Annotated in this window: 16 protein-coding genes; 10 read left to right on the top strand and 6 right to left on the bottom strand. The window is 41.9% G+C overall.

Annotated elements, in window-relative coordinates; genetic code table 11:
- Positions 1-57: 57 nt before the first annotated feature.
- Together tuf and tpiA are read left to right on the top strand one after the other, a co-directional pair.
- Entirely contained in the window at positions 58-1254 is a 1197-nt protein-coding gene (gene tuf, locus LIZ08_RS00305; RefSeq protein ID WP_003008055.1) for an elongation factor Tu, read from the top strand.
- A 164-nt stretch (positions 1255-1418) separates the two neighbouring features.
- Entirely contained in the window at positions 1419-2177 is a 759-nt protein-coding gene (gene tpiA / locus LIZ08_RS00300) for a triose-phosphate isomerase (RefSeq protein ID WP_003002560.1), read from the top strand.
- A 351-nt stretch (positions 2178-2528) separates the two neighbouring features.
- Here tpiA and LIZ08_RS00295 read toward each other — a convergent pair whose 3' ends face one another.
- Genes LIZ08_RS00295 through LIZ08_RS00280 form a run of 4 tightly spaced genes read right to left on the bottom strand, consistent with a single transcriptional unit; the run spans position 2529 to position 7031 of the window.
- Positions 2529-3704 carry an aminoacyltransferase gene (locus LIZ08_RS00295; protein WP_227038011.1) on the bottom strand — a complete coding sequence of 392 codons (1176 nt, stop codon included), beginning with the start codon at positions 3702-3704 and terminating at the stop codon, positions 2529-2531.
- A 5-nt stretch (positions 3705-3709) separates the two neighbouring features.
- Positions 3710-4921 (bottom strand): aminoacyltransferase, encoded by a 1212-nt coding sequence (locus LIZ08_RS00290; protein WP_227038010.1) that lies wholly within the window; start codon positions 4919-4921, stop codon positions 3710-3712.
- Positions 4922-4924: 3 nt separating this feature from the next.
- The gene (gene yidA, locus LIZ08_RS00285; protein ID WP_227038009.1) at positions 4925-5731 is read right to left on the bottom strand and encodes a sugar-phosphatase; all 807 of its coding nucleotides are present in this window, start codon (positions 5729-5731) and stop codon (positions 4925-4927) included.
- Complete coding sequence (locus tag LIZ08_RS00280) at positions 5721-7031, bottom strand: HD domain-containing protein (protein WP_049488865.1); 1311 nt, start codon at positions 7029-7031, stop codon at positions 5721-5723. The genes yidA and LIZ08_RS00280 overlap by 11 nt, the downstream gene beginning before the upstream one ends.
- 115 nt (positions 7032-7146) lie before the next feature.
- Between LIZ08_RS00280 and LIZ08_RS00275 the strand changes: the two genes are divergently transcribed.
- From LIZ08_RS00275 to LIZ08_RS00265, 3 genes are all read left to right on the top strand, one after another.
- Positions 7147-7530: a DUF1934 domain-containing protein gene (locus tag LIZ08_RS00275; protein WP_003008038.1), complete on the top strand. Its 384-nt coding sequence runs from the start codon at positions 7147-7149 to the stop codon at positions 7528-7530.
- A 203-nt stretch (positions 7531-7733) separates the two neighbouring features.
- Positions 7734-10418 (top strand): calcium-translocating P-type ATPase, PMCA-type, encoded by a 2685-nt coding sequence (locus tag LIZ08_RS00270; protein WP_227038008.1) that lies wholly within the window; start codon positions 7734-7736, stop codon positions 10416-10418.
- A gap of 121 nt (positions 10419-10539) precedes the next feature.
- Positions 10540-11208, top strand: coding sequence for an MIP/aquaporin family protein (locus tag LIZ08_RS00265; RefSeq protein ID WP_227038007.1), 669 nt, complete (start codon positions 10540-10542; stop codon positions 11206-11208).
- Positions 11209-11236: 28 nt separating this feature from the next.
- Here the strand turns inward: LIZ08_RS00265 and LIZ08_RS00260 are convergent, their stop codons facing one another.
- Entirely contained in the window at positions 11237-12094 is an 858-nt protein-coding gene (locus tag LIZ08_RS00260; RefSeq protein WP_125826479.1) for a metallophosphoesterase, read from the bottom strand.
- A gap of 175 nt (positions 12095-12269) precedes the next feature.
- On the opposite strand from LIZ08_RS00260, the gene prfB reads away from it, so the two are divergent.
- The 3 genes from prfB (at position 12270) to ftsX (ending at position 15021) form a co-directional block, all read left to right on the top strand.
- Positions 12270-13365 (top strand): peptide chain release factor 2 gene (gene prfB, locus LIZ08_RS00255; RefSeq protein WP_100209015.1). Its coding sequence is split into 2 segments (ribosomal slippage): positions 12270-12341 and positions 12343-13365, totalling 1095 coding nucleotides; the frame shifts between segments, so codons are not numbered across the junction.
- Positions 13366-13409: 44 nt separating this feature from the next.
- On the top strand, positions 13410-14102 hold the full coding sequence (gene ftsE, locus LIZ08_RS00250; RefSeq protein WP_003008021.1) for a cell division ATP-binding protein FtsE: 693 nt from the start codon (positions 13410-13412) through the stop codon (positions 14100-14102).
- On the top strand, positions 14095-15021 hold the full coding sequence (gene ftsX / locus LIZ08_RS00245; RefSeq protein ID WP_070588819.1) for a permease-like cell division protein FtsX: 927 nt from the start codon (positions 14095-14097) through the stop codon (positions 15019-15021). Before ftsE ends, ftsX begins: the two co-directional genes overlap by 8 nt.
- A 75-nt stretch (positions 15022-15096) precedes the next feature.
- On the opposite strand, the gene LIZ08_RS00240 is transcribed toward ftsX, so the two are convergent.
- Positions 15097-15732, bottom strand: a complete 636-nt coding sequence (locus LIZ08_RS00240) for an MBL fold metallo-hydrolase (RefSeq protein ID WP_227038006.1) — start codon at positions 15730-15732, stop codon at positions 15097-15099.
- A gap of 118 nt (positions 15733-15850) precedes the next feature.
- On the opposite strand from LIZ08_RS00240, the gene LIZ08_RS00235 reads away from it, so the two are divergent.
- A complete protein-coding gene (locus LIZ08_RS00235) occupies positions 15851-18304 on the top strand; it encodes a bifunctional DnaQ family exonuclease/ATP-dependent helicase (protein WP_227038076.1) in 2454 nt (817 codons plus the stop codon).
- Between the two features lie 4 nt (positions 18305-18308).
- A complete protein-coding gene (locus LIZ08_RS00230; protein WP_061590999.1) occupies positions 18309-19289 on the top strand; it encodes a YeiH family protein in 981 nt (326 codons plus the stop codon).
- Positions 19290-19306: the final 17 nt, after the last annotated feature.

The following is a 19306-nucleotide window of genomic DNA, read 5'->3' as shown; positions in this document are numbered from 1 at the left end:
GACTGTATTGCCTACTGTCTATCTATAAAATATATTTTATTGGAGGCTTTTACTCAAATGGCAAAAGAAAAATACGATCGTAGTAAACCGCACGTTAACATCGGTACAATCGGACACGTTGACCACGGTAAAACTACCCTAACTGCAGCAATCACAACTGTTTTGGCACGTCGCTTGCCTTCATCAGTTAACCAACCAAAAGACTATGCGTCTATCGATGCTGCTCCAGAAGAACGCGAACGCGGTATCACTATCAACACTGCACACGTTGAGTACGAAACTGCTAAACGTCACTACGCTCACATCGACGCTCCAGGACACGCGGACTATGTTAAAAACATGATCACTGGTGCCGCTCAAATGGACGGAGCTATCCTTGTAGTAGCTTCAACTGATGGACCAATGCCACAAACACGTGAACACATCCTTCTTTCACGTCAGGTTGGTGTTAAACACTTGATCGTCTTCATGAACAAAGTTGACTTGGTTGACGATGAAGAATTGCTTGAATTGGTTGAAATGGAAATCCGTGACCTTCTTTCAGAATACGATTTCCCAGGTGATGATCTTCCAGTTATCCAAGGTTCAGCTCTTAAAGCTCTTGAAGGTGACTCTAAATATGAAGACATCATCATGGAATTGATGGATACTGTTGATGAGTACATCCCAGAACCAGAACGCGATACCGACAAACCATTGCTTCTTCCAGTCGAAGACGTATTCTCAATCACTGGACGTGGTACAGTTGCTTCAGGTCGTATCGACCGTGGTGTTGTTCGTGTCAACGACGAAATCGAAATCGTTGGTATCAAAGACGAAATCCAAAAAGCAGTTGTTACTGGTGTTGAAATGTTCCGTAAACAACTTGACGAAGGTCTTGCAGGGGATAACGTTGGTGTGCTTCTTCGTGGTATCCAACGTGATGAAATCGAACGTGGACAAGTTATCGCTAAACCAGGTTCAATCAACCCACACACTAAATTCAAAGGTGAAGTTTACATCCTTACTAAAGAAGAAGGTGGACGTCATACTCCATTCTTCAACAACTACCGTCCACAGTTCTACTTCCGTACAACTGACGTAACTGGATCTATCGAACTTCCAGCAGGAACTGAAATGGTAATGCCTGGTGATAACGTGACTATCGACGTTGAGTTGATCCACCCAATCGCCGTTGAACAAGGTACTACATTCTCAATCCGTGAAGGTGGACGTACTGTTGGTTCAGGTATGGTTACTGAAATCGAAGCTTAATTCGATCTAGTTCCCAGATTAACAATTATATAGACAGACAGAAAACCCCGTGAAGACGGGGTTTTTATTTTGGGAAAAAGTAAAATGAGCTTGTGCAACCTTTCATTATGACGAAAATTATGGTAAAATAGATAGTATAAAATTAGAAAAAAGAGGTATGTGAAATGTCACGTAAACCATTTATCGCTGGTAACTGGAAAATGAACAAAAATCCAGAAGAAGCAAAAGCATTCGTTGAAGCTGTAGCATCAAAACTTCCTTCAGCTGACCTTGTTGAAGCTGGAATCGCGGCTCCTGCAGTTGACTTGACTACAGTACTTGCTGCTGCTAAAGGTTCGAACCTTAAAGTTGCTGCCCAAAATACTTACTTTGAAAATGCTGGTGCCTTCACTGGTGAAACTAGCCCACAAGTTTTGAAAGAAATCGGTACTGACTACGTTGTTATCGGTCACTCAGAACGTCGTGACTACTTCCACGAAACTGATGAAGACATCAACAAAAAAGCAAAAGCAATCTTTGCGAACGGTATGCTTCCAATCATCTGTTGTGGTGAAAGCCTTGAAACTTACGAAGCTGGTAAAGCAGCAGAATTCGTAGGTGCTCAAGTTTCAGCTGCTCTTGCTGGATTGACTGCAGAACAAGTCGCTTCAACAGTTATCGCATATGAACCAATCTGGGCGATCGGTACTGGTAAATCAGCTTCACAAGACGACGCACAAAAAATGTGTAAAGTTGTTCGTGACGTTGTAGCTGCTGACTTTGGTCAAGAAGTGGCTGATAAAGTTCGTGTTCAATACGGCGGTTCAGTTAAACCTGAAAACGTTGCTGAATACATGGCTTGTCCAGACGTTGACGGAGCTCTTGTAGGTGGTGCGTCACTTGATCCAGAAAGCTTCTTGGCATTGCTTGACTTCGTTAAATAATGACATATAAAAAGGCGAGAGGTTTCTCGTCTTTTTTTATAGTAGAAAGAGGCTGGGCAAAAACTGTCCAGCCTTTGATGTTTGATAGGAATAAGTGCAAGACGTAGTGGTTGATTGCTCAAAGCACTGCTTTGAGGTGGTGGATAGGACTTGCGAAGCAAGGTTCCTAAGTATTTGTTCGCCTTTTAAGCTCCAAAGATGACCTAATGAGGGAAACAAAGTTTCCTTTATCCACAACCTTCAACAGTCTCCCAGACTGTTGAAGCTATGCGGGGGTGGGAAGATTGAAAAGGTTTGGGGAACCTTTTCAACTTTTTTTATTTTACGGAGTTCTTTCCCACTCCCTTTGAGTTAGGAACGTCCTAATAGTTTCTTAATGAGAGAAATCATTTTGTATTTCAGAGGATGGGGATAATAACGGAAGGTTCCCATCTTACGAACGATGTAGCCATTGAAGTTCTGTTTAAAACGAAGAACACCGTCTGACCCGTCAAAGATTCCTTGAATGCCTAGGAAGTTATATAAGGTGATCCCTTTTTGTAATGCTCGCTTCATTGAATGGTATTGAATCAAGAAAGCAGCAGAAAATTTCTGATATTTAGTATAAGATCCTCCAAATAAATAAGTGACTTCTGAGGGGGTATAGATTATGAGAGCACATGCTAAAGGAACTGTTTCAGATTCTTTACCAGCTAAAGTTTCCCGAACAATATTCTTTTGTTTCTCTAGTTTTTGTAATTGTTGTTCATATTGTTTAGAGGATGGATTTAGCAAGGAAATTTTCTGATCCAAGTGGGCAAGGGCAGCTGTTGAATTGATCTCAGCAACTACGAATTCCGCATTTGGACCAAAACTATCATACAAATCATAGTAGTAACTCAGACTTTTATCTTCAAAACCTTGTCTCTTACCAGTTTCCTCGATAATTTGTTTAAACTGAGGGATTTCTTCTCTGGTAATGTTTCGGATGGAAATATCATAGTTTAGGGCAGTCGTAATATTGCGACTACAGTTTTTGTTGAAGGATTTTAGTAGAGATTTTGAGTCAGCTTCCTTGATAGTTTTTAGATAGTGCCAAACAGGTTCTCCTCCAGGATAACCTGTTTGGAAACCATCATGTTGATAACCTAAGTTTTTAAGTGTATCTAAAAAATGGCTCTGTTCTTCACTGATTGGATTGCCGTCACTGTCAAAGGTTTGATAGTGATCATAGGGTTTAATAACTAGTTCAATAGCGCCATTTTTTTTCGCATAGTCTTTTAAGGCTGCATAGAAGGGTTCTAGCAGGGTTTCCTCTTGGTAGAGGGGTCCAGAATTGATTTCCATATGGAGACCACCAGTCATGGAAAGACTGTACAAAATAGCCGCTACTTGGACTTGATCGTTTTGTTTCCAAGCGATAAATTGAACGGTATTTCCTCGCTTTTCAAGCAAATTTGCCATTTCTACAGACTGGATGAAAGAGCGATGTGAGACGGTATTAGCAAATGAGGTAAATTCTTCTTTTGAAATTGTCGTGAGGGTCATGTGACTTATTTACTCCTTAATTTTTTCCGGATCTTGTAGGCCTTGTTTACAAGTGGATAGAGTGGACTGGTTGGAAGGTTGAATTCCCCAACAAATTCTTCTATGACAGGATTAAATTTTGATTTAAAATGATAGAGACCACCATCGAGTGAATTTTCAATGCCCCCCATATTTTGCCAAGAAGCCCCCCGGTCAAAAGCGTGTTGGGCGGTTTCATACCAGGTGAGGATAGCAGGTTGGTAACGGCGGAATTCTTCATCCATCCCTGCATAAACATTTTCAGACGTCCCACCGAATTCAAGGGTTAAGGTCCCAGATAAAGGAACAACCTGTCTACCTGCTTGGAGATGTTGCTCAAGAAATTGCAGTTCTTCCTCTATGCGCTCTTTTTCTTTTTGGTTATTCTCAACCTTGCCAGGCTTTGTTTTTTCTGTGAATTTTTTAGCTTCAGCCTTGTTTTTTTCAAGATCTTTTGTAAGGGAGCTTTTCCGTTTCTCGAGATCTAGAGTAGACAAAGTAATGTAGGATTGTCCTTGGTAGGTTGTGAGCAGTTTTTCGTAGTAGTCTTTTCCACGTAAATGAATACTTTTACGAGCTTCTGTCTTTTTCATGAGAGAAGCAAAGTCTTCTAACAATTCAGTCCCGCCAAATTGTACTTGGATCCCTTTGTTCCGAGCAGTTCGGATGGCTTGTCGAGTAGATTTTGAAAGATCTTTTTCGGTGAAAAACTCTTTGTGGATATTCGCTTGAAAGCGTGGTTGGATATTTTCTGCCATATCATTTGTTCGGCCAGTCCATTCAATCCCTTCTTTTGTTAAGGTATCGATCACCGCTTGCACAGCAGGAGTTTCCGTATTTTCTTGTTCAATCAAGTGTTTGCTCAAGAAAATACTTGGATCAAATTTCACAAACAAGGCCTTGTATTGCTTGGCAATTTTTTTAAGGGACTGGATCACATATGAAACCAGCTCTTTGTTTTGGTAGTCCATAATGGGGCCGCGAGGAATATAGAGCATGGAAAAACCAAGTGGCAGGGGTTGGATCAAGATGCTTGCAACAGCGACTAACTGGTCTTCTTGATAAAAACCAACCCGTTCATTTCCCCAATTATCTTTGATTTTTGCCCACGAGCTACTCTGCAAGAGGTTGGTCTGATTACTCTGAATGACAAATTCATCATGTTCGGTGGTAGAAATTCCTAGTTGGTAATGGTACATTTTTTATAATACCCACTTTCTAATGGCATATGCAACGCCAGATTCATCATTTGATTTGGTAATATGTGTAGCAATTTTTTTGAGGGCTGGATTTCCGTTTTCCATAACGACAGAATGACCGACAACCTCTAACATAGAACGATCATTTTCCTCGTCTCCAATGGCCATGGTTTCTTCATTCTTGATTCCAAGTTGTTTAGCCAGATGGAGAACGGCAGCACCTTTATTAGTAGTTTTTCCTAGAATTTCTAAATAAAAAGGAGCTGATTTGACAATCGTGAAACGATCCTGAAATTCTTTTGGGATTCTTTTTATCGCAACATCCAGAATTTCTGGTTCATCGATATACATGACTTTGACAAATTCTTTCTCTCTAACTTCTTCAGGAGTTCGGTAAAAAACTGGCATATTGACCAGTTGAGATTCATGAATGGTATAGCGCCCAATATCTCGATTACTGGTATAAATGCCGTCTTTTGTAATGGCATGAGAGTGAATCTGAAGCTTGTTTGCAAGAGACTCGATATCGAGATAGTCCTCATAGGTTAAGAGGTCTTTGATAAGTTCATTTCCAGTAGCAGTTTCTTGAACCAAGCCACCGTTAAAAGTAATGACATAGTCTCCAGGATCCATCAGATGGAGTTCCTTTAAGAGTTTTGAAACGCCTGCAATGGGACGTCCAGTTGTAATGACAATTTTGACTCCTGCGGCTTTAGCGTCTTGAATGGCTTCAAATACAGAAGGTGTGATCTCTTTTTTTGAATTGAGAAGTGTACCATCGATATCGATCGCAACTAATTTAATGGACATCCGTCTCTCCTGTAAAATAATCATTGGTGATGTAGGAAGTGAATTCCTCTACTTGCTTACTGAAAAGTCCATTAACCTCCAGCATTTCTTTTGGGAAATAGAAGCGGTTGTCCCCATAGCGAGTTCCTGCTAAAGCAGCGACGAGTGGAGACAACTGAGACAATTCAGCGAGACTCCCATCTTTTCGAATCATCTCGATCTGGGTCCGTGGCTTTTCAAGCTCTGGTCGATAAATATCGTAGGGCAGGTCGAAATTTTTATGAATAGCGGTGTAGTAGGTAGGATTAAACCCAACCTCTTTAATCAATTTTTCAAGGATTGCTAAGTCTTTTCGCTTATCTTCTGTAAATAGAATCGATTTGAAGACTTTCCGATTAATATAGCGCTGAGCAAGATCGGACAGGATGGTATCCGGGCTATCCATCCAGACTTGGAAATAGGTATTCATCACACCGTCATCTAGATTTAGGTAGTCTTGAATGGTCACCTCTTTTTCAAAAAATGGAATCAAGCGAGGCGAAGTCAGTTGAAAATACTCTTTCTGATCTGGATAAATGGTTCTAGCGCGTTTGAGTAGATTTTGAAGGAGGACTTCCATGGCACGAGTAGCCGGGTGGAAGTAGACTTGCATATACATTTGGTAACGGCTGACCACGTAATCCTCGACAGCGTGCATGCCATTTTGTTGGAAGGCAATGCCATTTTCAATCGGACGAATGACGCGCAAAATACGGGTCAAGTCAAATTTTCCATAGGAAGCACCCGTAAAGTAGGCATCCCGCAGTAAATAATCCATCCGGTCCACATCAATTTGACTAGAAATCAATTGCACCACTTGTTTATTGGGGTAGGTATGATCAATGACGCTGGCTACACGATTTGGGAAATCAGGTGCTACCTGTAAGAGGATCTGATTGACCTCCGTCTCTGGACTGGTGATGATCAGCTGGGTCATTTTTTCATGATCGGTCCCAAAGAGTCCTTCGAAGGTATGGGAATAGGCACCATGTCCAATGTCATGAAGAAGAGCGGCTGTCATGGTCAGTAAGTTTTCATCAGAATTCCATTGCTCTGCATACTTTTCCTCAAAAATGGACAGAATGCGTCTTGAAATTTCATAGGCGCCAAGACAGTGAGAAAAACGACTATGCTCCCCACCGTGGAAGGTAAAACCAGATGTCCCCAGTTGTTTGATGCGGCGTAGTCGTTGAAATTCTTTACTATTAATTAATTGATAAATGATGGGATGATCCACATGAACGTAATCATGCACGGGATCGCGAAAGACTTTTTCATTCATGGGTCTATTATAGCAAAAAAAAGCCTATTTTGCGATCTAGAGGCTAATAGGGGCAGTCAAAATGCGTAAAATTTGATAGAATAGTAAGGCAAGAAAAGAAGAGAAGGAGACAAAGATGCAGATTCGCATTCAAAATACCATTCGATTTGGAGAAGAAATGGAAATCGTTGATCAGTACTATCAAGGTGAATGGAAGGAAAAAGCAGGTTTTCAATATCTCTTGTATACCAATGAAGAAGATGAAAAGGTTGCTTTGAAATTTTCCAATGATGAATTGGTCATGACACGATTCTCAAGTCCTAAATCCATCATGCGTTTCTACAAAAATGAAGATGGTGGGGCAATCATCCCAACTCCGATGGGCATTCAGCAGTTTTTGATTACAACAGACCTCTTTCAATTAGAAGCAGGTCATTTGCAAGTCTCTTATCGCTTGTTAACTCTCGATGGAGAACAGGAATTTGCTAATTATCAATTACTGGTGGAATGGGAAGAATAGACCTCATTAAATTATTAGAGATCCCGCTTGCTTTATTCTATAAAAATGGTATAATAAAACCATTCAAGGGAGTAGCTGGCGGTTTTCCGCGATAGTGTCGTCATTACGAATTATTTCCGGCACTATATTAAACAGCGAGACTTGTTTTTTTAAAAAACAGGTCTCTTTTTTTGTAAAAAGAGGCCAAAAAGGAGGAGACTGTTTTGTCAAAAGAACAAAATAAAGATTTGTTTTACACGCAATCTTCTGAGGAAGTCCTAAAGAACTTGGACTCATCTGTCGAAGGTTTGTCAACCGCCCAGGCTCAAGAACGCTTAGCGAATTATGGTCGTAATGAGTTGGAAGAGGGTGAAAAACGTAGCCTACTAGCTAAATTCCTTGATCAATTTAAGGATTTGATGATTATCATCTTGCTTGTGGCAGCGACACTTTCTGTGATTACAGAAGGAATGGACGGTCTAACGGATGCCATGATCATCTTGGCCGTTGTTGTCTTGAATGCTGCCTTTGGGGTTTACCAAGAAGGGCAAGCAGAAGCAGCCATTGAAGCTCTGAAAAATATGTCTAGCCCCATGGCTCGTGTTCGTCGTGATGGCCATGTTATTGAGATTGACTCAAAAGAATTGGTACCCGGAGATATCGTCTTGCTTGAAGCGGGAGATGTCGTGCCTGCAGATATGCGTTTGTTTGAAGCAGCTTCTCTTAAAATTGAAGAAGCAGCTCTTACAGGGGAGTCTGTGCCAGTTGAAAAAGATGTGACAGGACTTGTTGAAGCAGATGCTGGTATTGGGGACCGCGTTAATATGGGTTACCAAAACTCAAATGTAACTTATGGTCGTGGTATTGGTGTCGTAACAAACACTGGTATGTATACAGAAGTTGGTAAGATTGCAGATATGTTGGCCAATGCCGATGAGACTGAAACACCATTGAAGCAAAGCCTGGAACAATTATCTAAAGCCTTGACTTACTTAATTGTTGTGATTGCGGTCATTACTTTCTTAGTTGGTGTCTTCGTTCGTGGAGAGCATCCATTAGAAGGCTTTATGGTTGCGGTAGCCCTTGCGGTTGCGGCCATTCCAGAAGGACTTCCTGCCATTGTAACTATCGTTCTATCTTTGGGAACTACAACCCTTGCCAAACGCAATTCGATTGTTCGTAAATTACCAGCGGTTGAAACTCTTGGTTCAACAGAAATCATCGCATCTGATAAAACAGGTACTTTGACTATGAACCAAATGACTGTTGAGAAGGTCTACACCAACGGTCAATTGCAAAGCTCAGCAGCTGAGATTGCTGCTAGCAACAATACCCTTCGTATCATGAACTTTGCCAATGATACTAAGGTGGACCCATCTGGCAAGTTGATTGGGGACCCAACAGAGACTGCTTTGGTACAGTTTGGTTTGGATCACAATTTTGATGTTCGCGAAATTTTGAAGGATGAGCCACGTGTGGCAGAATTGCCATTTGACTCTGACCGTAAGCTTATGTCTACTATCCATAAGGAAGCAGACGGTTCTTACTTTATCGCTGTCAAGGGGGCTCCTGACCAATTGCTCAAACGTGTGACACGTATTGAAGTCAATGGGGAAGTTCGTCCTATCACAGATGAAGATAAGAAAGCTATCCTTGCTACCAACAAAGACTTGGCTAAACAAGCCCTTCGTGTCTTGATGATGGCTTATAAGACAAGCAACGAAATCCCTACCTTGGAATCTGAAATTGTTGAGTCTGACCTGATCTTCTCTGGTTTGGTCGGCATGATTGACCCTGAGCGTCCAGAAGCAGCAGAAGCTGTTCGTGTCGCTAAGGAAGCAGGTATCCGTCCAATCATGATCACGGGTGACCACCAAGATACAGCTGAAGCCATTGCCAAACGTCTCGGTATCATCGATCCAAATGACACAGAAGATCACGTCTTTACAGGAGCTGAGTTGAATGAACTCTCTGATGAAGAATTCCAAAAGGTCTTCAAACAATACTCTGTTTATGCTCGTGTATCACCTGAACACAAGGTTCGGATCGTAAAAGCATGGCAAAAAGAAGGTAAAGTTGTTGCCATGACAGGTGACGGAGTCAACGATGCGCCATCACTTAAGACAGCTGATATCGGTATCGGTATGGGGATCACTGGTACAGAAGTTTCTAAGGGAGCTTCAGACATGGTCCTTGCAGATGATAACTTTGCAACCATTATCGTAGCGGTAGAAGAAGGACGTAAGGTCTTCTCAAATATCCAAAAATCTATCCAATACCTCTTGTCTGCCAATATGGCTGAAGTCTTCACCATCTTCTTTGCAACCCTCTTTGGATGGGATGTTCTTCAACCAGTACATCTTCTCTGGATTAACCTGGTTACCGATACTCTTCCAGCCATCGCTCTTGGTGTGGAACCAGCTGAGCCAGGTGTCATGACCCACAAACCTCGTGGACGTAAATCCAACTTCTTTGATGGCGGAGTCTTCGGAGCTATTCTTTATCAAGGTGTCTTCCAAACCATGCTGGTTCTTGGTGTTTATGGCTGGGCCTTACTCTATCCAGAACATGCGACTCGTGCCGAAATCCATGCAGATGCTTTGACTATGGCTTTTGCAACTCTTGGTTTGATCCAATTGCTCCATGCCTTTAACGTTAAATCGGTTTACCAATCGATCTTTAAAGTGGGACTCTTCAAGAACAAGACCTTTAACTGGTCGATTCCAGTTGCCTTTGTTCTCTTGATGGCGACCATCATTGTCCCTGGATTTAACAAACTCTTCCATGTCTCTCATTTGAGTTTGACACAATGGTTAGCAGTTATGATTGGTTCGCTCTTGATTGTTGTTCTCGTTGAGATTGTCAAAGCCGTTCAACGTGCACTTGGAAAAGATAAAAATGCCATTTAAGCATAAAAAAAGTCATCTTCGGATGGCTTTTTTTGCGGGCAAAATAGACTGGGCATATTTCTTGAGGTACGTGTGGATTTTTTATAAACTAGTCAACAGTTTGAAGAAAGGAAACTTAGTTATGAAAAAGTTTTTTGCTGAAGTAATCGGCACATTTATGCTTGTCTTTATCGGGACTGGCGCAGTTGTTTTTGGAAATGGAACAGAAGGTCTGGGACATTTAGGAATTGCCTTGGCATTCGGTTTATCCATTGTTGCAGCAGCTTACTCAATTGGGACTGTTTCTGGTGCCCACTTGAACCCAGCTGTTTCGATTGCCATGTTTGTGAACAAACGCTTGTCTTCAAAGGACTTGGTTAATTATATTGCAGCTCAAGTAGTGGGGGCGGTTCTCGCATCTGCAACAGTACTCTTCCTCTTGTCAAATTCAGGTATGTCAACAGCTAGTCTTGGTGAAAATGCCCTAGCGAAGGGTGTGACTCCATTTGGCGGATTCTTGTTTGAAGTAATTGCTTCCTTTATCTTTATTTTGGTCATCATGACAGTGACATCAGCTAGCAAAGGTAATGGCAAGATCGCTGGTCTTGTGATCGGCTTGAGCTTGACTTTGATTATTCTTGTTGGTTTGAACATTACAGGACTTTCTGTTAACCCAGCTCGTAGCTTGGCACCTGCCCTCTTTGTTGGTGGTGCGGCTCTTCAACAAATTTGGATCTTTATCTTGGCTCCAATTGTCGGTGGTATTCTGGCTGCAATCGTTGCAAAAAATCTCTTGGATACAGAAGAGTAAAAAATTGGTTCCAGAGGGACCAATTTTTTTATAGTTCAAGGATCGTCATGGCTTGAGAAAATTCATGAGCGAGCTGTTTTTTCTTGTATGCTTTAAATTCGGGGAGGTCTTTGATTCTGCGATAGCGTTTGTAGGGATCGTATCGTTTTGGAAAATCATATTCAGGAAAAGCTTCGAAAAATTGTTTGCAAAGCTCCCATTCTCGGACATAGCCTAAAGGTCTAGCATGATAGGTGATGTTGTCAATGGTTGTTGCTGGCATTCGATGGTGGCTATGACCAAAAATCACCTCTTTGACAGGATATTGTCTAAACAGTTCATGAAAGGCTTGGCTCCCTAGAAAAGCATTAAAGCGTTCAAAATAAGGGTGGCGCATAAGAAAATGACTATGAGGCACAAAGTGCATGGCGATGATCAGGGGTTGGTCTACTCGCATGAGCTCTTGTTCCAGCTCTTGCAACAGACGTTGGGTAATGGCTGGATCAGATCCCATTCGTTGGAGGCGTCTGTCAAACCAAAATAGATTTTTGGTTTGGAGATGTTTTTGGGGAGAGATAGTAGGAACAAAACTGTAGTCATACCAGCCCGAAAAGGCAAGAAGCGTATGATTGGAGAAGGGAATCTTTTGAAATTCAAAAGGTCTCATGGCTTCTTCTGATAGGCCTAGCATATCATGATTTCCTAGGCTAAAGGTCACTGGAAGGTGACATTGAAGTTGGTCTAAAAATTCCTGTGACGTCTTTTCAAAGCCGTTGGCAATATCTCCTGCAATATGGAGATGTTGAATTTTTTTGTCCTTGAAAAGAGTGATCAGGGTCTCTAATTCTTCTTTGCCGAAGTTGTTTGAATCAATATGTAAATCGGACATAAAAGCTACTGTTGTCATGCTACCAGTCTAGCATAAGAGGATCTTTTTTTCTAACAATTAGGTTACAAATGAATAGAAAAAATGCTGAAAATCAGCTGGCTTGGCAGTGGTCAACCAGTAGATCCAATATTGAAAGGTGGGCAAATAGTGAAGGTTATGATATAATAGACTAGATACATAGAAAGAGGTACTTATGGACATTTCAGAAATTCGTCAAAAAATTGACGCAAATCGTGAAAAATTAGCTTCTTTCAGGGGGTCTCTTTGACTTAGAGGCATTGGAAGAAGAAATTGCCATTTTAGAAAATAAAATGACAGAACCTGATTTTTGGGATGATAACATTGCTGCGCAAAAGACATCTCAAGAATTAAATGAACTCAAGCAGACCTATGAAAATTTCCATCAAATGGTGGATCTCTTTGATGAGTCAGAAATCTTACTGGACTTTTTGGCAGAAGACGATTCGGTCAAGGAAGAATTGATCGAGAAGTTGGAGGAGCTGGATAAACGTATGACCAGCTATGAGATGACCTTGCTATTGTCTGAACCCTATGACAATAATAATGCCATCCTAGAAATCCACCCAGGTTCAGGAGGAACAGAAGCTCAGGATTGGGGCGACATGCTTCTTCGGATGTATACTCGTTTTGGAAATGCCCACGGTTTTAAAGTTGAAGTCTTGGACTATCAGGCTGGGGATGAGGCTGGAATCAAGTCTGTAACCCTATCCTTTGAAGGGCCACATGCATACGGTCTTCTGAAATCTGAAATGGGGGTACACCGTTTGGTTCGGATCTCTCCATTTGACTCCGCTAAACGTCGTCATACCTCCTTTACATCTGTTGAGGTCATGCCCGAATTAGACGATACTATCGAAGTCGAAGTTCGTGATGATGATATCAAGATGGACACCTTCCGCTCTGGTGGAGCTGGTGGACAAAACGTCAACAAGGTTTCTACAGGGGTGCGCTTGACCCACATTCCGACAGGGATTGTAGTGGCATCCACCGTGGATCGGACCCAATACGGGAACCGTGATCGTGCGATGAAGATGTTGCAAGCTAAACTCTACCAATTAGAGCAAGAGAAAAAAGCAGCAGAAGTGGACTCTCTAAAAGGGGATAAAAAAGAAATCACCTGGGGAAGTCAAATCCGCTCCTATGTTTTTACCCCTTATACCATGGTTAAGGATCACCGGACCAACTACGAAGTAGCGCAGGTGGACAAGGTGATGGATGGAGATATCGATGGGTTTATCGATGCCTACCTTAAATGGCGTCTCCAATAACCTCGAGGGAATCAACCAGAAAAGAATGAAAGGAATTTCATTACATGTCAATGATTGAAATGAAAGATGTTGTCAAAAAGTATGACAACGGGACAACGGCCCTTCGCGGGGTCTCTGTCCAAATTGAACCAGGAGAATTTGCCTACATCGTAGGACCTTCTGGTGCAGGGAAGTCGACCTTTATTCGACTTTTATACCGTGAAGTCAAACACGATAAAGGAAGTTTGAAAGTAGCTGATTTTGATTTGGATAAAATCAAAAAACGCGATATTCCTATGTTGCGACGCAATGTGGGAGTGGTCTTCCAAGATTATAAATTGCTTCCAAAGAAAACCGTTTATGAAAATATTGCTTACGCAATGCAAGTTATCGGTGAGCGCCGTCGCAATATTAAAAAGCGTGTGATGGAAGTTTTGGATCTTGTCGGATTGAAACACAAGGTCCGCTCATTCCCGAATGAATTGTCCGGTGGGGAGCAACAACGGATTGCGATTGCTCGTGCGATCGTCAACAATCCGAAAGTCTTGATTGCGGATGAGCCAACGGGGAACTTGGACCCAGATAATTCATGGGAAATCATGAATCTTTTGGAGCGGATTAATCTGCAAGGGACCACAGTATTGATGGCGACTCACAATAGCCAGATTGTAAATACTTTACGTCACCGTGTCATCGCGATTGAAAATGGTCGTGTAGTGCGTGATGAAGCGGAAGGAGAGTACGGATACGATGATTAGAAGATTTTTCCGACACTTAATCGAATCGCTTAAAAGCTTGAAACGAAATGGTTGGATGACGATGGCAGCGGTCAGCTCGGTTATGATTACCCTTAGCTTGGTTGCTATTTTCGCCTCTGTGATTGCCAATACCATTAAGCTTTCAGATGATATTCAAAATAGTGTGCGGGTTGTAGTATACATGCGCAAGGATATTCAAGATCAGAGCGAGCAGATTGAAAAAGACGGTCAAACCGTGACCAATGAAAACTACCATAAGGTCTATGATGCTCTGACAGCCATGAAGCATGTCGATAAGGTTGATTTTTCTAGCAAGGAAGAACAGTATGATAAACTGATCAAAACGGCTGGGAACAACTGGAAGATTTTTGATGGAGATGCCAATCCTCTCTATGATGCGTATTATGTAGAGACAACAGCTCCTAAATATGTGAAGCAAGTCTCAGCAGATGCCAAAAAAATTGAAGGGGTCTCTGAGGTTAAAGATGGTGGGGTCGATACCCAACGCTTGTTTGCTCTTGGAACCTTCATCCGAAACTGGGGCTTGATTGGTGTAGCTTTATTGATCTTCATCGCGGTCTTCTTGATTTCGAATACCATTCGGATTACCATCATTTCACGTAGTCGTGAGATTAAGATTATGCGACTGGTAGGAGCAAAAAATGGTTATATTCGTGCACCATTCCTTTTAGAAGGTGCTTGGATCGGTCTCTTGGGAGCCTTGGTTCCTTCAGCTTTGGTCTTTTATGTTTATAATGTTGTCTATACATCTATGAACAATAACTTGGCAGATCAAAACTTGTATCTCTATAGCCCTCATCTCTTGGTACCGATCATGGTCGGTGGCCTCTTTGGATTAGGAATTTTGATTGGGGCGATTGGTTCTTCAATCTCCATGAGACGTTTTCTTAAGATATAATAAAAAAGCAAGTTCGCACTTGCTTTTTTTGTTTACTTTGATGAGGACAGGAAGGATGATAAGGATTCTTTAGGATTATCTAAAGAAGGGATTGAACATCTTCTCGTGACCAATAGAGGTTTCAGGGCCATGACCGGGATAGACAGTGTAGGAAGATGGAAGGGTAAAGAGTTCTTCTCTAATACTGCTAAGTAACGGTGTTGCGTTCCCTGTTGGAAGATCGGTCCGTCCAATGGTTTCGCGAAAAAGGGCATCACCAGATAGAACCAGGTGATTCTGAGGAAAGACGATGGAAACCCCTCCGGCAGAGTGGCCTGGTGTCTCCAGAACATAAAAGTGGAAATCAGCTATTTGGTAATCGGAGCGAATGTCATAAAGGAAGTCGGCCTCCTTGCATACAACATCTTCTAAATCCGCATGACGATCCAAACCAGATAAATTATCGACAGGAGAAGACAACCAACTGGCTTCTGCTGAATGGACATAAACAGGTGGGAAATGATAGGTCTGACGAACCTTTTCAAGACTCATAATGTGATCGTAATGCGTATGGGTTAAAAGAATCGCTACAATTGGTTTTCCGATGCGATCTATTTGTTTTTGAATAGTCGTCCAGTCGCTACCTGGATCGACAAGAATGAGGGAGTGGTCATTTTCAAGGTAGTAGGTGTTTTCATAAGCTACAGGATTAACAGTACGATAGATTTTCATAAGGACTCCTTTCTAGAATAGTGTATCAAATTGCGAGGAAAATAACAGGATTGAAGTCAGCATGAAAGGAGAAAAAAATCTGCAGAGCTTGCTCAAACGTGATATAATTTTAAGTATTATGACAAGACAGAAACGGAAATATGCCATTGTGGACCTGGAAGCGACCAGTGCTGGAAGCAATGCTAAGATCATTCAGGTTGGGATTGTCATCATTGAAGATGGTAGGATTACGCAATCCTATGAGACGGATGTGAATCCCCATGAGCGATTGGATGAGCATATCAAACAATTGACTGGCCTGACAGATGCTCGCTTGAAAAAAGCTCCAGAGTTTGCACAAGTGGCAAAAGAAATTTTTGAATTAATAGAAGATGCCGTCTTTGTGGCCCATAATGTCAAATTTGATGCGAATTTATTGGCAGAAGCCCTTTTTTGGGAAGGATTTGAGCTAACGACTCCTCGGATTGATACGGTTGAATTGTCTCAAATTTTCTATCCGACTTTAGAACGCTACAATTTAGGAGCGCTTGCGGCTGAACTGGAAATTGAGTTGCACCATGCTCACTCCGCTTTAGCGGATGCTATGGCAACAGCCCAGCTGCTGTTGAAATTGAGAGAGAAAATTGCGAGCTTACCAAGAGGATTGATCGAAAAACTTCTTTCGATGGCAGATTGTTTGATTTATGAATCGCGACTCTTAATAGAAGATGCGCTTGAAGACAGTAGCCTTTTTTTACCAGCTCATTTAGTAGAAGTTCATGGTCTCTATCTGCGCAAGCAACAGCAGTTTTTAGAAAGTCGTCATTTGTCTGAACAGTTTGAACTCAATATGCAGTTGTTGGGAATGGAGGCTTATCCGGAGCAAAGAGAATTTGTTGCTTATATCGAGGACAGTTTGCAACGGCCACTTCCGAGTTTTATTGAAGCGCCAACGGGTATCGGGAAGACCTATGCCTATCTATTAACGCTTTTGGCGAAAACCTCCAAGCGCATTCTTGTCAGTGTTCCCACTAAAATTCTTCAGGATCAAATTATGAAGAAGGAAGGAAAGACCATCCAAGATCTTTTCCAAATTCCCTTTCATAGCCTGAAAAGTCCCAAGGATTACATCCAACTCGATAAATTTTATGAGGCCTTACAGAGTGAGTCAGATAATGGGATGGTTCGACGCTTTAAAATGCAACTCTTGGTTTGGCTGACCATGACAGAAACGGGAGAGTTCAGTGAAATTGGTCAACTCTATCGTCATCTTCATTTTGTATCTGAAATATGCCACGATGGCCAATTGTCGAAACGTTCGCTTTTTTATCAGGAAGATTTTTGGCGTCTCGGCCAGGAAAAAGTGAAAACCAGCCGAGTAATTCTGACCAATCATGCCTATCTGTTAACCCGTCTAGAAGATGATAAGAGTCTACTTCAAGAATCTGTTCTGGTAGTGGATGAAGCGCAAAAACTCTTCTTTGCTTTAGAGCAGTTTTCACAGAGAGAAGAAACCTTGCAATCTCTTCTTCTAAGCTTGCAACACGCCATCGAAGAGGAAAAAGATCTGCTGCAGCGACGGTTGCTGGAGAGTATTCAATTTGAACTAAATGCCTGCTCTAAGGAAGTTGTACAAGGAAAAACAGCGATCTTATCAGATCAAACAGTGGCAAAAATTCGACAGGATGTATCGGAATTAAAAAACGAATCTTTAGAGAATCTAAGGGAATTGTTTGATGAGCGATACCAGATTTTTTGGATGGACAAGGAAGTGGTCGAAAGCCACCAGATTCTTCGTCTCCATGGAGGAGTTGAGGACTTGCTATCCTTTAAGGAGTTTGTGCCTGAAGAAGTGCCCGTGCTCTTTGTATCAGCGACGATCGCGATCAGTAAAAAGGTGCATTTACCTGCCCTTTTGGGATACCAAGAGCATCAAATCTACCGGGTGCCAATAACAGTCAAACAACACCAGGAATTGTTGGTGCCGATAGATTTTCCAGATGTCGTTTCTTTATCTTCCGTGGAGTATGCAGGAGAGATTTGTCAGCTCATCGATGAACTCCTTCCTCTAAGAAAACCAATTTTTCTTTTGTTTACCTCAAAAGAATTGTTACTGGAGACGTCAAATGCCTTGAAGTTTCCTCATTTGGCCCAGTATCGAAATGGCGATGCAGCTAATATTAAGCGACGATTTGACCGAGGAGAAAGCTCTATTTTATTGGGAACAGGAAGCTTCTGGGAGGGAGTCGATTTTTCCCAACAAAAAGAAGTGATTCAAATCATCACGCGCCTTCCTTTTGACAACCCTAAAGATTATATGGTTCAAAAGCTGAATACCCAACTCAGAGAACAGGGGAAAAATCCCTTTTATGACTATAGCCTTCCAGTCGCAATTTTAAGGCTCAAACAGGCTATTGGGAGAACCAGCCGTTTTCAAGACCAGGAATCGTTGGTCCTCTTATTGGACCAGCGGGTGGTGACCAAACGATATGGAAAACAAATTTTAGATGGTTTGCAGCAAGTGTTGCCCCTTCACACGACAGTGAGAGAGCGGCTTGTTGAGCAAGCAGCTGCCTTTTTTGAAAGGAATTGAGAGAATGAAAAATAAAGGATTTGGACTTGCAATTGCATTTGTACTGGCTCTTTGCGCCATGTTTTTGGGAACTTTCTTTCCCATCATTGGCTCCAGTGTCTTTGCTTTGATTTTAGGAATTGTCCTCAATGAATTAGTAGATTTGCCGGAGAATTCACGACCAGGACTGAACTGGTCCGGTAAGAAATTATTGCAGTATTCGATTATCTTCATGGGATTTAGCTTGCCGATTGCGACGGTTGCCTCTACAGGCTTGTCTTCTTTGAAGATTAGTCTGCCAACGATAACAGTTGCCTTTCTTGCAGCGATGATCTTTGGGAAAGTCTTCCATCTGAAATCTCACCTACGGACCTTAATTGGATTTGGAACGGCTATTTGTGGTGGATCAGCTATCGCAGCAGCTGCTCCGATCATTGAAGCAGACGAAGAGGAAATTGCCTTATCTATGTCAACTATCTTCTTCTTCAACATTCTGGCTGTCTTTATCTTTCCAGTATTAGGGCATGTATGGCATATGTCTAATTTTCAATTTGGCCTCTGGTCAGGAACAGCTATTAACGATACGTCATCAGTTGTAGCAGCAGCGTTTTCTTATAGTAAGGCGGCGGGTGAAATGGCGACCATTGTTAAGTTGACACGCGCCCTGATGATTGTACCAGTTTGTTTGGGCTTGATCGGTTTAAAATGGTATCGGAGCAAGCAACAAGGAAGAAACAAAGGAATGTTAAAGAAAATTATTCCTTGGTTCATCATTTGGTTTATTGTGGCTTCTATTCTTTCATCTATCGGCTTGGTACCTAAAGTGGTTCTTCCTTACCTAAAGGACCTTTCTCATCTCTTTATGGCCATGGCCTTGGTCGGAATCGGAAGCAAGGTTTCTTGGAAACAGTTCCGTGCAGCAGGAGCAGCCCCCCTTCTAGTAGGGTTGATTGCTTGGTTTTGTGTAGCAGGATCTAGCTTGATTCTACAAATGTTGTTCTATTAATTGATTTGATGATTCTC

It is taken from the genome of Streptococcus sp. 210928-DFI.4.42, assembly GCF_020554365.1.
Taxonomy (GTDB): domain Bacteria; phylum Bacillota; class Bacilli; order Lactobacillales; family Streptococcaceae; genus Streptococcus; species Streptococcus parasanguinis_S.
This window is presented reverse-complemented; position numbering and strand designations above follow the sequence as displayed.

Bases quoted from the DNA above. Each gene is read 5' to 3' on its own strand.
- LIZ08_RS00235 (WP_227038076.1), top strand. From the start codon at position 15,851: ATGACAAGACAGAAACGGAAATATGCCATTGTGGACCTGGAAGCGACC.
- tpiA (WP_003002560.1), top strand. From the start codon at position 1,419: ATGTCACGTAAACCATTTATCGCTGGTAACTGGAAAATGAACAAAAAT.
- LIZ08_RS00260 (WP_125826479.1), bottom strand. From the start codon at position 12,094: ATGACAACAGTAGCTTTTATGTCCGATTTACATATTGATTCAAACAAC.
- LIZ08_RS00265 (WP_227038007.1), top strand. From the start codon at position 10,540: ATGAAAAAGTTTTTTGCTGAAGTAATCGGCACATTTATGCTTGTCTTT.
- tuf (WP_003008055.1), top strand. From the start codon at position 58: ATGGCAAAAGAAAAATACGATCGTAGTAAACCGCACGTTAACATCGGT.
- LIZ08_RS00280 (WP_049488865.1), bottom strand. From the start codon at position 7,031: ATGAATGAAAAAGTCTTTCGCGATCCCGTGCATGATTACGTTCATGTG.
- LIZ08_RS00240 (WP_227038006.1), bottom strand. From the start codon at position 15,732: ATGAAAATCTATCGTACTGTTAATCCTGTAGCTTATGAAAACACCTAC.
- LIZ08_RS00290 (WP_227038010.1), bottom strand. From the start codon at position 4,921: ATGTACCATTACCAACTAGGAATTTCTACCACCGAACATGATGAATTT.
- LIZ08_RS00275 (WP_003008038.1), top strand. From the start codon at position 7,147: ATGCAGATTCGCATTCAAAATACCATTCGATTTGGAGAAGAAATGGAA.
- LIZ08_RS00230 (WP_061590999.1), top strand. From the start codon at position 18,309: ATGAAAAATAAAGGATTTGGACTTGCAATTGCATTTGTACTGGCTCTT.
- ftsX (WP_070588819.1), top strand. From the start codon at position 14,095: ATGATTAGAAGATTTTTCCGACACTTAATCGAATCGCTTAAAAGCTTG.
- LIZ08_RS00295 (WP_227038011.1), bottom strand. From the start codon at position 3,704: ATGACCCTCACGACAATTTCAAAAGAAGAATTTACCTCATTTGCTAAT.
- yidA (WP_227038009.1), bottom strand. From the start codon at position 5,731: ATGTCCATTAAATTAGTTGCGATCGATATCGATGGTACACTTCTCAAT.
- ftsE (WP_003008021.1), top strand. From the start codon at position 13,410: ATGTCAATGATTGAAATGAAAGATGTTGTCAAAAAGTATGACAACGGG.